Genomic DNA, 15,676 nt, shown 5'->3' on the forward strand with positions numbered 1-15,676 from the left:
TAAATGGAAGGTTTGCGCCGCCTGCTAGGAAACATGACGGTAACCAATAAGTTAAGGCTTGGTTTTGGGATCTTGTTATTGCTGATATTTATTGTGGCAGCGGCTGGATACAGGGGACTTACCTCAATCGATATCAGCAGTAGTCGGTTGGAGTTTATTGCCAATGTCGATAAAACATTGCTTGCGGCCAAGGCCGCAAGATTAGAATTTATTGCAAATGGCGATTTAACCAAATTGGATGAACTCCAGAGCTTAATTGAAAATACAAAAAGCGGTTTACAGCAACAATTGTCAGCGTCTAGCGATGCCCACGATCAGCAGTATCTTCAAGAATCGTTAGTTGCAATGGATCGGTATCATCAATCGATAAATCAGTTTAGTGATGTGTTTAAGCATAAACAGGAATTGAAAGTCACGGGTGCTCAAGTGGGGGCCAAGTTGGTTGCCACCTATGCGGAGCTGGTCGATAGAATGACCAACAGGGCGCAAGCAACGCAAAATACTGAATTATTAAAAGATGCCTTAAGTGTTAGCCAGCAAATGACCATGTTACGTTATCACATCCGAGGCTATGTCTATGATGCTAGTGATCTCAATTTAAAAACGGCAAAAGATGCCATTGCCAGATTGTCACAGACTATCGCCACTCTTAAGGGAGAGGATACCGCACAAGCCATTCAGATATTGGACCGTTACGACCATGATATTGATGCTATGGTCAATGTTAACCGTGATATGGATAACCTAGCACAGTCAATGGGCGGCGCAGCACAAACATTGATGGTGAATATTCGTGAATTAGTTGACATCCAAAAGCATAAACGGGCAGACGCTGATGCCCAAGCAAAGGCCGTGGTACTCGGTGCGTTAATTGTCGCCTTGGTTGTCGGCCCCTTACTTGCGTGGTTAATCAGTGGACAAATTGTCGGGCCACTTAAACAAACCCTCCTTACAGCGAGAAAAATTGCCGCAGGTGATTTAAGCAGCACTATCCACTCAGAGCGTCAGGATGAGATGGGAGAACTATTGCGTGCCATGGGTGAAATGAATAGCACCCTTAAGCAAGTGTTGACACAAATAGGTGATAGCGTGGTGCAGTTGGCTTCATCGGCAGAAGTACTTTCTACGGTCACAGAACAAAATAGTGCGGGTATGCAAAATCAATGTAGTGAAACTGACCAAGTTGCCACCGCGATTAATGAAATGGCGGCGACAGGGCGACAGTACAAGAGGTGTCTACCAGTGCTGAAAATGTCGCGCTAGCGGCTAAAGAGGCGGATCACACCACTGCGATAGGTAATAAAAAAGTTATTGAAGCGGTCAGTCAAATCGAACTTTTAGCCAAGGAAATAGCGACCACGGCACATGCGATGGAGCGCTTACAATCTGAGAGTGACAGTATCGGTTCCGTCCTTGATGTGATCAAATCGGTTGCACAACAGACCAATTTACTCGCGCTAAATGCGGCCATTGAAGCTGCAAGAGCAGGTGAGGCGGGACGGGGATTTGCAGTGGTGGCCGATGAGGTGAGAAGCCTTGCGAGTCGAACACAATCCTCTACTGAAGAAATTGAAAATATGATTGTTAATTTGCAAAAGGGGACACTGGAGTCGGTACAAATGATGACCAAAAGCCGAACATTAAGTGATGGCGCAGTGTCATTATCCCGCGAAGCGGGTGAAATGTTAGTGGATATTGCCGATGCGGTTAGCCGTATCCAGGATATGACACATCAAATCGCCGCCGCCTCGGAAGAACAAAGCGCCGTGGCAGAAGATATTAATAAAAGTATTGTGAGAGTTAGGGATATTGCCGAACAAACCGCTGATGGCGCGGCAGAAACAGCGCGCTCCGCCGATGATCTTGCTAGCCTTGGTGTTACGCTAAAAGAATTACTAAGACGTTTTCAGTTATAGGTTTGACAGATCTTATTCGCGAGCATTAACGACCATGATAAAGATATCGTCGGTATGCCTGCGGGTAAGCTATTTTAAAGCATTGATTTATAATGTTTTATTTATTGTGGCCTACTTGTGTTAGTAGGCCATGATTTCCAATTGCTCGATTATCTGGTTGCCTTATTCAAGCCCTACATGGTTAACAATCATCGTTTTAATCAGCTCAACATAGGTTGGCTGGATATTGACGTTATTATCGAAAAGGGCTTCATCCGCTTCAGTGATAAGGGCTTCATCCGCTTCAGTGATAAGGGCCGCAATTTCATTAAAGCTGCCGTATTTGGGCTGTTATGAGGATTTCCCCATGCATTCTGCTAACAGTTTGACGAAAAAGTCGCTGCCTTTGCGTTCGCAAAAGGCGATGTTACGTTCTGGGATGGTTTCGGGATCGTTGTAGTTAGGAAGGGCTAACTCCATGCTGGCTTCGCGGATGATGTGCAGGGTTGGGTAGGGCGCGCGGTTGGTGAAGTTGGCTGCCCCGTCCTGTGGTTCACCATCGAAACAATAGTCTGGGTGAAAGGTGGCGAGTTGATAAGTGCCTTCGTACTCGTGTTCGATAAGCGTATCGGTTGCCATGTCGATGAGGTCGAGATAAGCATAAAACCCCTCAAAACCACGGGGTAGAATAAACAGTGTGGTTTCGGATTCGGGGTGGGCGTCGAGGTATTGGCATTCTTCGATCAATGCCTTGAGTACGAGTTTGACTTTAGTTTGTTCCACCACCAGATACCGAATACTGCCGCGCTCGACTTCTTGTCTGGCAAAGGGGCAAATATTGTATTTCATGATCACTTTTTTCACCCAGTCGTCGGTTTGTTGAGTGATCATGTCAATTTCGTTCATGGCGGTCGTTTGCTCGTGCTTAAAAATTAGGGGGCGATCATAGGGATGATAGACGCCACAAGCAAGAGCGCCATAGTGATATTAAAAATCTTCTGTTGGCGCTCATTTTTTAAAATGCGTTTAAGGGCTACACCAAAGCCGAGCCAGACGATAGCGCAGGGAAATGCGACGCACAAAAATACCGTTGCAATAGTGATGACCTGCGGGGTCAAATCCTGCTGTACTGACGTGAACGTCGCAATCGCGCCCACGGCCATGATCCAGCCCTTAGGGTTGACCCATTGAAAGGCCGCGGCTTGGATAAAACTGAAGGGTTTAGCAATGGCTTTACCTTCCATCTTGCTACTGCTGTTCGCAATCAACCAAGACAGATACAAAAGGTAACCTATGCCGACGACTTTAATCACTTGATGGATGATAGGATAGCTTTGGAATAGGGCGCTCAAGCCCAAACCTATCGCGAGGATCATGGTCGGGAAGCCAAGGCTTATTCCCATAAGATGCGGAATACTGCGTTTTACGCCAAAGTTTACCCCTGAGGTCATCAGCATAATATTGTTAGGCCCTGGGGTGATCCCAGATGAAAAGGCAAACAACGCGATAGCGAGTATTAACTCCATAGATAGATCCACACCTTTTATTTTAGTTTTATGGCATTGTGATTATTTGCCGCATTGAGCCTGCGATTTACTCATCTGATGTTACGCAATACTGTGTTGCTATTATTTATAATTGCGACATTTGATTGCAACGCAGGCGAGGCATTCTAGCGATTAAATGTTGCCGCGCCTATATGACATAGTGAGTTTATAAACTAAAAAGAATAACAAAATATGTACATGCCTCGATGGGATTAATGGCGTGAGAATAGAGTTAGCGCAGTTTGATGGTTTTCTGTGTTAGTACGAAAATCAAGATATATTGGAATATGCTGATTTAACACTATGATGGATATCAGCTTTCAGTTTTAGTAATAGCAACTATCCTTAGACAGCATTTTATAGATTGAGGTAACAGGGCATGATGAATCCATCATTAAATAGTGAGCTAAGTGGAGTGCTAAATCGACAGTTCAGTCGAGTTCCTTGCTGGGTTCCCGACCGAGCGTTAAGTCGGTATTTGAGAGTGTTAATACTGCTTTTTAGCAGCGTATTAGGTCTTACTGGCTGCGTGACTGTGACGGATAACGCGGCGCAGCCTTTGCGAACCACAATCGTGATGTCTGGCGATCTCAGTGAATTACCGTCAATGGCAATGACATTCACTTGGCATCCTAAATTTCAAAAAATCATCACAGATAAACGCTTAGATCAGCAGCCAGTGTTGCAACACATGCAAGCCGTATTAAAGCAAACTTTGCAGAGTAAGGGATATCGCTGGGTCGAAGATCCACTACTGGCGGATTTTCAGGTTGGCTTTGGCGTCGCTATGGGAACTGAAATGAGCGATGAACAAATTTTGGCAGTGACAGGGTTAGTCGCTGGGCTGTCAACCGACGGTGTGAATACCCAAAAGTATGACAAAGGTACCGTGGTGATAGCGCTCTTTAAACCCACTAAAATACAGGGCGTTGATGAGCCAATTTGGCGAGTGCTTGCCCAAGGTTTTGGTAACATTAAAAAGATGGATGAGCTAACCGAAAATTTCGACAGTCTCATTGCCAGTATGTTGGCCAATATGCCGTCGGTTAATGTGGCTCCTTAGTCAGCGTTTGAGCTTTAGTTCAGTTCTAAGTGAATTGAGTCAGCATTTGGGTAGGAGCATTCGTCAGATAAACGGGATTAGTGCTTAATTGAGGTGTCTTGGTCCCATGTTTGTAGTGCTAGCTCCCATTTTTGAACTGTGGGACATGGTACTTTAGTGACAGCCATCTCAATAAAGGGCGCGACAGTGAAAACTGCCGCGCTTTTTCATTTTAACGGAGGGAAGTTCCATTTTGATTTCAGACTGTTTCAGTCGTGCTCGACTGTGATCTCGTAGGATGAAAATTTACGAATGTTAATCACGCCCGTATCAAACATTAAATACTGCCCCTTTATCCCCTGCAAAATTCCGCTGACGACCACATCTTTATCGAAATTGTGCGAAGTGATCTTCTTCGGAAAGGTGTCAATTGGATAATGAATTGGCTGAACCGTTTCGTGCAAACGCTCGATACTGTAATCGCCTTTTTGCATGCCGATTTCGTGCAACTTAGCCTCAATTTGTGGGATCAGTTCCGCAGCCTTAGCATTTAAATCAATATCGTCGGCATGGCCTTTTAACATGGCTTGCCAATGGGTTTTATCATTAACCAGTTTTGCCAATTCTACTTCGACTAAGCCTGAGAGCTGCCTTGTTGAGACTTTAAAAATCGGTAAACCTTGGGTAGCACCTTGGTCAATCCAACGGGTGGGCAGTTGAGTGTGGCGGGTAATGCCGACTTTAACGCCCGAAGTATTCGACAGATATACATAATGCGGCACAAAACAGTGGCTCTGGGCCCACTCTGGTTCGCGGCAAGTGCCTTGGTCGTAATGACAAGTTTCCGGCTTCATGATGCACATATCGCAACTCGCCAGCTTTTGCATACAGACAAAACAATGGCCCTGCGAGTAACTCTTCTTGCTCTTTTTACCGCAGTTGCAGCAGAAGATATTGCCCGTGTGGGTCAAGGTTAATTGCTTTCCTATCAATGGATTGAGCGGGAGTAACTCATCACCAACAACGAGTTGATATTGCACTTGTTGCGCGTCATCTAACTGCACGCGCATCTTTTTTAGCGTTCCTAACATGGTCATCCTAATGTGTTGCGTTCTGGTGCAGCTTAGTCGCTCATCATGCGGTCTAGTGCACGCTTCCGTTATATCGTCATTGCGTTGCCGTTAGTATACAAGATTATCCAAGTCAGTTTAGATAGGATTTTTCGATAAGTAAGTCGATAAGTGAGTCGATTGACTGAGTGCACCTAAACCTCTTTTGTTTTATTTAACCATTTGTACACTAAGGCAATAATACCGAAAGTAAGCAGGGCTACTGGTAAGTAAATGATTATGCTCATAAATTGTGTTTGGTATTTTGTTGCTAATTGGGTATGGCTAATGAGATACCCAAAACCAACAACGGAAAAAATCCACACCATTGAACTGATGAAGTTAATGAGTAAAAAACGACGGGAAGAAATACCCGTTGCACCTAAAATATAGGGGTAAACGGTACGAACAAAAGGAATATAACGTGCGAGTAGCAGGGTTATCACTCCATAGTTATCAATAAGGTGGGTCGCTTTTTCCTGATGTTTGATATCAATATTCGACAGCAGTTTTTGGTAAATTTGGGTATGCCCTAAAAATCGACCCTGTAAATAACCTATAGCTGTACCTGTAAAGGTTGCTAGAACCAATAACGGCATAATACCGATATGAAGAATATCTTGATAAATCAGCACTCCAGTGAGAAAGAGTAGGCTATCTCCGGGTAAAAATGCGGTGGGAATAAAGCCATTTTCTAACACTAAAAAGCCACAAATTAATGCGCTGACCATGATGGCGATTTTAGGATTGGCTAAAACCGCCAGATCATTGTGTATCATGGCTTGGGCCAGTTCGTATAACTGCTCCATACGTACTACTCCCTAAAATAATTGATAAAACATAAAGATGGTAAAGCTCGAAAGCGGCAAAGTGGTCATTCTGAACCGGAGCTATGGTGTTTCGTGGGTTATTCTACCAAGGGAGCATGAATCGAAAGGCAGTTACAACATTAAATTTTGTTGGTGTTAGTGTGTTTATGGTTCAGTAATCGGGTTTTGTGGGCTTTTTATAGTAAAAATATTAAGCATTATTAGATGGTTAATAAATTTCGAATGATGACATCAACTTACAAACCCACTTGCCTGATTCCTATGCGCATTCTAACTATTCCAACTATCCAGTATTGATTGCACTGGCTTAACTTAATTTGAACACCTTGTCGCGAATATCGGTTTTTAAGCATTGCTTTAAGCGCTCTTAAAGTGCTTTTTGAAAGTGTCATTGCGAGTGCACTCTCTAAATATGTTGGTGTGCTAAGTGTTAGCTTGCCGTAAAAGTAAACAAGATTAACGGCTTAATCTATCGAGCACGAGATCATCCCCAAGAGCATAGAGGGATTCTACCAGTTGATCTTCTTGGGCTAGATCTGTGAGTCCAAGGCCAATGGTGGCCCGAAAGAGTGCTATACCTGTGTGGCCTGCGGTTTCATATTGACTACTAAACTGCTCGATATTGATGCCAATTGCATTGATTTTATTGGATATATCGAGCACAAGTCCGGGTCTGTCATAGGCCACTAGGTTGTAACTTAAGCGTTTGATGGGCTTAAGGGCGACCGAGGTTTTGGAGTAGGTGAGGGACAGGCTATCGATGCATTCTAGGGCCTCAATGAGCTCGTCCATGCGCAGTGACGGCACTTCGAGTAACAATATCGCGGCAAAGACACCGTCAATATGGCGTAATTCTGAGTCGAGCCAGTTGCCGCCATGACGACTCACAGCATGGGAGATTTGTTCTACTAATCCTTTTCTATCAGGTGCTTGTAGTGTGATTAAGTATCGTAGCATAGTGACTGACTCCTATTTTTTGTAAAAGGCACCTGTTTTAAAACGGGGTGTAACACAACTGTCATCTTTGCGTCATATAATCCAACGCACTTAGAATAAAGGATGTTGTTATTGCTCAGTTTACGTTCAAACAGTGTAAGCATAGCACTCGGCAAATCCTAGCGAAAAAACTCGCTAGCTATTAATAATAGAGGTTCTTAATGGAAAGTCAGGTCACTCAACCTGGTTCTGCATCGCACAGTATGCTTAAAGGCGGACGCTCGAATCGCAGGGCATTTAAGGATAAAGCGGCGCAAATCAGCGTCACTATCGGCGGCACTATGGTATTTGTCGCCTTATTGTTGATCTTCTTTTATCTGTTGTATGTGATTAAACCCATTTTCGACAGTGCTGATGTCACACCCGTTAAGAGTGTGAGCTATCAACACGCGGATGTGCCGACCTTAATGGTGGGTGCTGAAGAGCAAAATGAGGTGATGTACCGTGTGAGCGTTCATGGTCAAGTGGACTTCTATACTGTTGCCGACGGTAGCTTACTTTCTAGCTTTACCCCGACGTTACCAGCGGGTGTTACCGTCACCAGCGCCGCCGTTGCTGTACCGAGCGAACAACGTTTTGCGCTGGGATTAAGTAATGGTCAGGTCATAGTGGCGGGCCTAGAGTTTGGTTTAACGTACCCCAATAACAAACGTTTAATCACACCTAAACTGCGTTATCCCGCAGGTGAAACCCCCATAACAGTCGATGAGACAGGCAGCGCGATTCATAAGCTGACCTTTACTTATAGCTCAGACAAAATGAGTTTTGCTTATCAAGATGAGAGTGGTGTTTGGCGCCTTACTCGTCTCGAAGGGCAAGAGAACATGATGACTGAAGAAGTGGAGTGGGTTTCTACGACGTCACAAATTCAAGATGCGCCGAAGAAAGTCTCCCACGAGCTGATGACGCCCGATCAACGTCAATTGATGTTGCAAACTGGCAATAAAATTTTCGTGTACGACATCCGTGATACTGACAGCTTAGATCTGCTGCAGGTGATTGATGTTGAACGTGCTAAGGCACAAGTCAATAACGTGGCTTTGCTGGCGGGAGCGAGTTCATTACTGGTCAGTTATGACACAGGTATTGTGGCGCAGTACTTCCAAGTTAATGGTGAAAAAGGGCGTTTATATCAAGAGATTCGTCAGTTTGATGACTTACCGCCCATCAGCTCGATTACCTCTGAATTCTATCGTAAGAGTTTTGCGACTGTGAGCCCTGAGGGTGTGCTAACACTACTCTATACCACGAGTCATCGTGAACTGTTTGATGCAAAGTTTGACCTTAAAAACCCCGGTAAAATGGGCTTTACCCCACGCTCAAACGGCATAGTCGTTGAGGCGGACAAAAAGCTGCATATCTTCAGTGTGGAAAACTCCCACCCAGAAGTGTCATGGAGCGCCATGTGGGACAAAGTGTGGTATGAAGGTTATCCAGAGCCTAAATATGTATGGCAATCGACCTCAGGTTCTGACGATTTCGAAGCTAAGTTGAGCTTAATGCCATTGGCCTACGGCACAATGAAAGCGGCATTTTATGCCATGTTATTTGCCGTGCCTTTATCCGTTGCTGGTGCGATTTACACGGCTTACTTTATGTCGCCTAAGGTGCGCGGTTTCGTGAAACCGACCATTGAAATCATGGAAGCATTACCAACGGTGATTTTAGGCTTCTTGGCGGGTCTGTGGTTAGCGCCACTGATTGAAGAGCATCTCCCCGGCATTTTAATTCTACTGATCTTATTGCCGACCTCGATACTCACATCTGCCTATGGCTGGAGTAGGTTGCCGGGTAAGTGGAAACAACGTTTACCTGAAGTGTACCAAGAGCTGATGTTGATCCCTGTGGTCTGTTTCGTGGGTTGGTTCTCTTTTGCGGTCAGCCCAATCATCGAAGTGGCGCTGTTTGATGGTAATACCCGTCAATTCATCACTAACGAACTGGGGATCACCTTCGACCAACGTAACGCGCTAGTGGTCGGTATTGCCATGGGCTTTGCGGTGATCCCAACGATTTTCTCCATCGCTGAAGATGCCATTTTCTCTGTACCACGTCATTTATCTAACGGCAGCTTAGCCTTAGGTGCGACGCCTTGGCAGACATTGACACGCGTTGTGTTGTTAACCGCCAGTCCGGGAATTTTCTCGGCCATTATGATGGGCCTTGGCCGCGCCGTTGGCGAGACCATGATCGTACTGATGGCCACTGGTAACACTGCCATCATGGAATGGAGCGTGTTCGAAGGGATGCGAACCTTGGCGGCAAACATTGCGGTTGAAATGCCTGAATCGGCTATCGGTAGCTCGCATTATCGTGTGCTCTTCCTTGCTGCGTTCGTACTATTCATCTTTACATTCTTCTTTAACACCATTGCAGAAGTGGTGAGACAGCGTCTACGTGAACGCTATAGCTCGCTGTAACGGGGATAAGACAATGACATTAAATACTATTTCGCCAGTGACCTTGAGAGGTTTGTGCAATGGGTAAGTGGGTAAAATCAGGCTCGCCATGGATATGGATGACGGGCGGTGCCGTGAGCATCAGTTTGATTGCCGTCTTAGGCTTATTATTGTTAATCGCATGGCGCGGCTTAAGTTACTTTTGGCCTGCAACCGTTTACCAGTGGGAGCTTGAAGATAACACGGGTGTACGTTCGACCTTAATTGGTGAGGTTTACGATAGGGAAGAAGTACCGACTGAGCGTTTGATTGCTGCTGGCCATGTGTTTAAGCAACATCCGGGCGAGTTTGTGACCCGTTACTTAGTGAAAACCGGTAACCGTGAATTTGTGGGTTTGGATTTCCGCTGGATATTAGGTACGGACATTGTTAGTCGTTCTGTGCCAAGCGAGGTCGCACTGATCGAGCGGGCTAAAAACGGTAACTTCTACGGTTATCCGATAGCCGTGATTGAAAATGGCAAGCGTCTTGATTTAGTGAATGATGCGATTGAATCCTCCTTAATGGAGCACATCGAACGCGCAGTGGCCTTATCGGACAAAGCGGTTGATTTGCAGAAGCAAGATATTGGCTCGATTAACTACGCCATTGAAAAATTGCGTTTGCAGGAGCGTCGTTTCGAGCTGGATGGGGAACTGACCGACAGTATTAAAGCTGAGTTGGTCGCCAAGAGAGCTCAACTGCAAGAAGATTACTTAGTGCTTGAAAAAGCGTTATTTGCCCTGCGTGATGATGCGGCGCGTGACTCGGTTATCGTCCGAGATATGCGCGGCGAAGAAGTTGAACTGAAGCTCGATACTGTTCTGGATGTGACCTATGTGAATCACTTAGGACTCATAGGCAAAATTGGTAAGTGGTTTGTCGGTATTGGACGCTTTATGAGTGACGATCCGCGTGAAGCCAACACTGAGGGCGGCGTGTTCCCCGCGATTTTCGGCACTGTATTTATGGTGATGTTGATGGCGGTTATCGTGACGCCATTTGGCGTGGTCGCGGCGGTTTATCTACATGAATATGCTAAGAAAGGCCCTATTACTAAGATGATCCGCATTGCGGTAATCAATTTAGCGGGTGTGCCCTCGATTGTGTATGGTGTATTCGGTTTAGGTTTCTTCGTGTACATGATGGGCGGTTCCATCGACCAATTGTTTTACGCTGAAGCTTTGCCTGCTCCTACCTTTGGTTCACCAGGGGTGATTTGGTCGGCATTAACCCTCGCGATTTTGACGCTGCCAGTGGTTATTGTGTCGACTGAAGAAGGGTTAAGTCGTATTCCAAGCGCGGTGCGTCAAGGTAGTTTGGCATTGGGCGCAACTAAGGCTGAAACCCTGTGGCGGATTGTGATCCCGATGGCGAGTCCAGCGATCATGACGGGTTTGATTTTAGCGGTCGCTCGTGCTGCTGGTGAAGTGGCACCGCTGATGTTGGTGGGTGTCGTTAAATTAGCGCCAACATTACCACTGGACTTTAACTTCCCGTTTGTGCATTTAGAACGTAAGTTTATGCACTTAGGGTTCCATATATATGATGTGGGCTTCCAGAGTCCTAACGTTGAAGCGGCACGTCCTCTGGTGTATGCGACCTCTTTCTTGCTGGTGTCTGTGATTGTGGCACTCAACTTGACGGCCATTAGCGTGCGTAACCACTTACGTGAAAAATATCGTTCGCTTGAGCACTAATCAGCGATTATCCTGAAAGTATTAGGACTAAATATGATTTCTATAGATTCGACAGCAATGAAAACCAATAACTTTGATTTAGCTAACTTAAGCCAGAACGACACCGCGCTGGAGATCCGTAACTTAGATTTGCGCTATGGCGATAAGCAAGCGCTGTTTAATGTATCGATGAAGATCCCCAAGAAGCAAGTCACTGCCTTTATCGGCCCCAGTGGTTGTGGTAAATCGACACTATTGCGCTGTATTAACCGCATGAATGACTTAGTTGATAATTGTCATATTGGCGGCGAGATCTTGCTGCACGGCCAGAATATTTACGACAAGAAAATCGACGTCGCGGCTCTGCGCCGTAATGTCGGTATGGTGTTCCAACGCCCAAATCCTTTCCCTAAGTCGATTTACGAAAACGTTGTTTATGGCTTGAGATTGCAAGGGCTGAATAACCGTCGTGAACTCGACGAAGCGGCTGAGCGTTCATTGCGCGGCGCGGCGATTTGGGACGAAGTTAAAGACAGATTGCACGATAACGCCTTTGGTTTATCTGGCGGTCAACAGCAACGACTGGTGATTGCCCGTGCGATAGCCATTGAGCCAGAAGTGTTATTACTCGACGAACCAACATCGGCACTCGATCCGATTTCGACGCTGACGATTGAAGAGTTAATCACTGAGCTTAAGACGAAATACACTGTGGTTATCGTGACTCACAACATGCAACAGGCGGCGCGAGTATCGGATCAAACGGCCTTTATGTATATGGGTGAATTAGTTGAATATGCTGATACTAATACGATTTTCACCACGCCGAAAAAACGTAAGACTGAAGATTACATCACAGGACGTTACGGTTAATCGCTTGAGTATCGGATAAGGCCACCACGGCTTGGTATGGGTCAACAGTTAAGTAACAGGTTGGAACGCAATGGAAAACATGAATTTAAGTAAGCACATTTCGGGTCAGTTCACCGCTGAGCTGGATGATATCCGTAATCGAGTGCTCGCCATGGGTGGCTTGGTTGAACGTCAGCTGGAGCAAGCGATTGATGCCTTAAGTGCCCTCGATGCCGAGTTAGCTCAGCGGGTGATTGCAGGCGATCATAAAGTCAATGCGATGGAAGTTTCCATTGACGAAGAATGCACGCGTATTATTGCTAAGCGTCAACCTGCGGCCAGTGATTTACGCTTGATTATCGCTATTTCAAAAACCATCGCCGATCTTGAGCGTATTGGTGATGCCTGTGTGCGGATTGCAAAAGCAGCATTAGATAAACGTTTGAATAATCAGCAGCCTTTGTTAGTTAGCATTGAAAATATGGGGCGTCATGCGACTCGGATGTTGCATGCGACTTTAGATGCCTTGGCCCGTATGGATGCCGATACCGCGTTAGAGCTGCATAAAGAAGATGCTAAGCTTGACCGTGAATATGAAGGCATTATTCGCCAGTTAATGACCTATATGATGGAAGATCCGCGTTCAATCCCAGACATACTCGATGTATTATGGGCAGCACGTGCAGTTGAGCGTGTCGGCGACCGCTGCAAAAATATTTGTGAATACATTATCTACTACGTGAAAGGTAAAGATGTTCGCCATACTTCCTACGAAGATATGGAAAAGGACATGAAAGGCTAACACACGCATTAATCTGCAGTTGTAATGCCTGAATAAAACGCTTCGCAGTTTCTGTGGAGCGTTTTGCTTTTAGGGTTTTTAAATGTGGTTTAATTAATGGCGACTGCTTTATAGACTGATTTGACATGGATAATAGCAATGATGAGTCAATTCGATTTGGTAAAAACGCATTGGAAAATTCTGCAGGGCTATTATACCGGAGTGAGCTTTAACTACAGTTGTTGGGGGCTTAGCGTTTGCTGATACTCATTCATACAGGCTTGCCATGGTATTCACTCACCGACGCGCAGCAAGTCCGTCCTTGGATGCTCGACCGCCCCGTCCATGGGGCGGACGGTCGTCTCGCTAATCACCATGGCTCACCTTTCGTGCATTCGTGTAATCTGTAGATTTAAAAGACATTCGCAACACACTTTTGGACATTATAGAGTTACGAATTTGTGCAATACTGAACTTTTCAGATAACTTTTCTATGCCAAGAGTACTATCAAGTACAAACCAGTGACCAAATTCACTATGCCACTACACTTTGGAACCTAACCTCGTTAGGAATAAGCTAGATTTCGGAGTCCATCTGATTACACTATTTATCTTTAAACCTATAAGAAATCAGGTAGTTCACCATTATCTAAATAATTAAGTAAATTTGGATTATTCAACACACCACGGTAAAAAATTGTTTCCCAGCGGTTCACTGATTGGTCTTCTGTATTTCTCAAAAACCTTCTTACGATTCGAATTGCTGTATCAGGAGCAGGATCTAATCTCTCCTTCGCAAAAATACCCAATAGGGTCATATATTGTGATCTACAAAAGTCTGCAAATCTCTCGACAAAATCCACTCCGCGTATATGGGCGCAAACTAATCGTCTTAATACTAGATCAACATTCGCAGGAACAGATACATTAAATGCAGCCGGACAAGAATAGGGTTCATGAATATCTAAAGAAATTAAAACTTGGTCAACAGGGTCAAAATATGGATGAATAAATATTTTTTTCCCTTGTTCATCTTGAAAATCTGTTCCTTTTCGCCCTTGGCACTCGCTACACATAGGCGTGAGGTTAACAAGAACTGCAGCTAACTCAGGGTAAGCATCTTTAGGAAAATAATGATCTAGAGTTCCTGGTTTGCCAGGCTCACCACAACTAGGGCAAAACAATAGTCCGTGTTTCCTTCTCATGTTTTCCAAAATATCGTAAGGCAGCTTATCTTTTGCAGGATAATACAGACCAATTAGCGACGTTTTCCGCTTATCGATGAGCCTAACTAATGGTTCAGGGTTCTCTTTAACGGTGACCTTTATCCGCGCTTCCTCATTAATTCTCTGCTGAGTTATATAAGGAGATAAGTCAAATGGGTCTACTTTACTTGGGTCACCACCAAACTCAATATAAGTGACAATTTTTCCTACTAAATCAGGTAATAGAGCTTCATAAAACTCTTTGTTATGTACTCGTTCTGCAAAAATAGCACGAATAACTTGAACCGAATCATAAACAGGGCGATTAAGCTTAGCGACCACTATGTTTTCTCCCCAAGCTTAAAATCTTCATAGTCAACTCTTCATTAATTTCATCGCCAAGGTCACTGATCAGCTTCTCTGCATCTGGATTTTCATTCATCTGCATTTCTACCCACTCATCGAATGGTTTAGATACAGATTTGTCACCAAATACATAAGAAGAAATCCGTTGCACACTGCCACCAAAAGTTTCAAACGGAGGTGGGACGATCTCGAGTCCGTAGCCTTCATTGCGAAATATATGAACGCATTTAGAGGGCACTTCTCGCACGACAGCCAAAGAGTGTGTAGCTAAAATAGCTTTTGATTTAAATGGTTTTAAGATGACCTTAAGTAAAGATATAAACTCAATCTCAAGTGTTGGGTGTAAAAATAGCTCTGGTTCATCTATTACGATTAGGCTATGTTCCCTTATCGCCCCGACAACATTAATTGCAATATAACTAAATAGTTGCTGGCCTGAACTTAGTCCTTTTACTTTGTTATCTTTAATAAACTGAATACCATCAGTAAAATTACATATGCTCTTAAATGTTGGTTTTTCATATTTAGCACCAATAAATTCATTTAACTCTAAATAATCTTCACCATTGATAATCTTTGGAAAATCAGCCAAGATACCACCTGCTTTACTCATGTTCACTTTAATTGCTAAGTGGTCAAAATCTAGCGCTACTTTTAATGCTGACTCTATTGCTGAAAACTTGTTAACCCACCAACTTTCACCTTTGTACTTTTCATCTTCAAAAATAGCATCAATCAGTGAATGACTTGCTTCAAACTTTGGTAAATTACGATTAATACGAATTCTGTCACCTTCCAATTTCTCGCGCTCAATATTTATTGTGTCATCTTCACGTTTTTGTCTAAACCCAAAATATCGATATGAGCTTCTATCAGCCACCTCATCTTCGGCTGTTAGGCCTAAGCTAAACTCTTCAAAAGGACTATACGAGACCA

At 44.5% G+C, this 15,676-nt stretch carries 16 protein-coding genes; 9 read left to right on the forward strand and 7 right to left on the reverse strand.

All coding sequences use genetic code 11. The features are described 5' to 3' along the window. Nucleotides 1-3: 3 nt before the first annotated feature. The 3 genes from L5M11_RS03945 to L5M11_RS03955 all read left to right on the forward strand — a co-directional run bounded on the left by L5M11_RS03945 (nt 4) and on the right by L5M11_RS03955 (nt 2,252). Nucleotides 4-1,263, forward strand: a complete 1,260-nt coding sequence (locus L5M11_RS03945; protein WP_263191418.1) for a methyl-accepting chemotaxis protein — start codon at nt 4-6, stop codon at nt 1,261-1,263. Continuing rightward, on the forward strand, nt 1,233-1,916 hold the full coding sequence (locus L5M11_RS03950) for a methyl-accepting chemotaxis protein (protein ID WP_263191420.1): 684 nt from the start codon (nt 1,233-1,235) through the stop codon (nt 1,914-1,916). Before L5M11_RS03945 ends, L5M11_RS03950 begins: the two co-directional genes overlap by 31 nt. 117 nt (nt 1,917-2,033) lie before the next feature. Further along, entirely contained in the window at nt 2,034-2,252 is a 219-nt protein-coding gene (locus tag L5M11_RS03955) for a hypothetical protein (RefSeq protein WP_263191421.1), read from the forward strand. Here L5M11_RS03955 and L5M11_RS03960 read toward each other — a convergent pair. Beyond that, nucleotides 2,247-2,801 (reverse strand): DUF1415 domain-containing protein, encoded by a 555-nt coding sequence (locus L5M11_RS03960; RefSeq protein WP_263191422.1) that lies wholly within the window; start codon nt 2,799-2,801, stop codon nt 2,247-2,249. The genes L5M11_RS03955 and L5M11_RS03960 overlap by 6 nt on opposite strands. 26 nt (nt 2,802-2,827) lie before the next feature. After that, nucleotides 2,828-3,421 (reverse strand): LysE family translocator, encoded by a 594-nt coding sequence (locus L5M11_RS03965; RefSeq protein ID WP_028760538.1) that lies wholly within the window; start codon nt 3,419-3,421, stop codon nt 2,828-2,830. 400 nt (nt 3,422-3,821) lie between these two features. Between L5M11_RS03965 and L5M11_RS03970 the strand changes: the two genes are divergently transcribed. Further along, nucleotides 3,822-4,505 carry a DUF4136 domain-containing protein gene (locus L5M11_RS03970; protein ID WP_317629862.1) on the forward strand — a complete coding sequence of 228 codons (684 nt, stop codon included), beginning with the start codon at nt 3,822-3,824 and terminating at the stop codon, nt 4,503-4,505. Between the two features lie 248 nt (nt 4,506-4,753). On the opposite strand, the gene L5M11_RS03975 is transcribed toward L5M11_RS03970, so the two are convergent. The 3 genes from L5M11_RS03975 to L5M11_RS03985 form a co-directional block, all read right to left on the reverse strand. Continuing rightward, complete coding sequence (locus tag L5M11_RS03975; RefSeq protein ID WP_263191424.1) at nt 4,754-5,575, reverse strand: DUF2797 domain-containing protein; 822 nt, start codon at nt 5,573-5,575, stop codon at nt 4,754-4,756. Nucleotides 5,576-5,748: 173 nt separating this feature from the next. Next, nucleotides 5,749-6,402, reverse strand: coding sequence for a DedA family protein (locus tag L5M11_RS03980; protein ID WP_219234197.1), 654 nt, complete (start codon nt 6,400-6,402; stop codon nt 5,749-5,751). A 477-nt stretch (nt 6,403-6,879) separates the two neighbouring features. Next, nucleotides 6,880-7,380: a glycine cleavage system protein R gene (locus L5M11_RS03985; protein WP_263191426.1), complete on the reverse strand. Its 501-nt coding sequence runs from the start codon at nt 7,378-7,380 to the stop codon at nt 6,880-6,882. A gap of 200 nt (nt 7,381-7,580) precedes the next feature. Here L5M11_RS03985 and L5M11_RS03990 point away from each other — a divergent pair, with 200 nt between their 5' ends. The 5 genes from L5M11_RS03990 to L5M11_RS04010 all read left to right on the forward strand — a co-directional run bounded on the left by L5M11_RS03990 (nt 7,581) and on the right by L5M11_RS04010 (nt 13,579). Beyond that, a complete protein-coding gene (locus tag L5M11_RS03990; protein WP_113938900.1) occupies nt 7,581-9,839 on the forward strand; it encodes an ABC transporter permease subunit in 2,259 nt (752 codons plus the stop codon). A gap of 59 nt (nt 9,840-9,898) precedes the next feature. After that, a complete protein-coding gene (pstA, locus tag L5M11_RS03995; RefSeq protein ID WP_028760532.1) occupies nt 9,899-11,557 on the forward strand; it encodes a phosphate ABC transporter permease PstA in 1,659 nt (552 codons plus the stop codon). 33 nt (nt 11,558-11,590) lie between these two features. Continuing rightward, on the forward strand, nt 11,591-12,409 hold the full coding sequence (pstB, locus tag L5M11_RS04000; protein ID WP_028760531.1) for a phosphate ABC transporter ATP-binding protein PstB: 819 nt from the start codon (nt 11,591-11,593) through the stop codon (nt 12,407-12,409). A 70-nt stretch (nt 12,410-12,479) separates the two neighbouring features. Beyond that, complete coding sequence (gene phoU / locus L5M11_RS04005) at nt 12,480-13,190, forward strand: phosphate signaling complex protein PhoU (protein WP_028760530.1); 711 nt, start codon at nt 12,480-12,482, stop codon at nt 13,188-13,190. A gap of 236 nt (nt 13,191-13,426) precedes the next feature. Next, entirely contained in the window at nt 13,427-13,579 is a 153-nt protein-coding gene (locus L5M11_RS04010; protein WP_158497643.1) for a hypothetical protein, read from the forward strand. A 210-nt stretch (nt 13,580-13,789) separates the two neighbouring features. On the opposite strand, the gene L5M11_RS04015 is transcribed toward L5M11_RS04010, so the two are convergent. Beyond that, a complete protein-coding gene (locus tag L5M11_RS04015) occupies nt 13,790-14,716 on the reverse strand; it encodes an HNH endonuclease (protein WP_263191427.1) in 927 nt (308 codons plus the stop codon). Beyond that, nucleotides 14,706-15,620: an ATP-binding protein gene (locus L5M11_RS04020; protein WP_263191428.1), complete on the reverse strand. Its 915-nt coding sequence runs from the start codon at nt 15,618-15,620 to the stop codon at nt 14,706-14,708. The genes L5M11_RS04015 and L5M11_RS04020 overlap by 11 nt, the downstream gene beginning before the upstream one ends. Between the last annotated feature and the right edge of the window lie 56 nt (nt 15,621-15,676).

Origin of the sequence: Shewanella sp. SM87, from assembly GCF_025653705.1 — a bacterium.
In the GTDB taxonomy this organism is placed as follows: Bacteria; Pseudomonadota; Gammaproteobacteria; order Enterobacterales; family Shewanellaceae; genus Shewanella; species Shewanella oncorhynchi.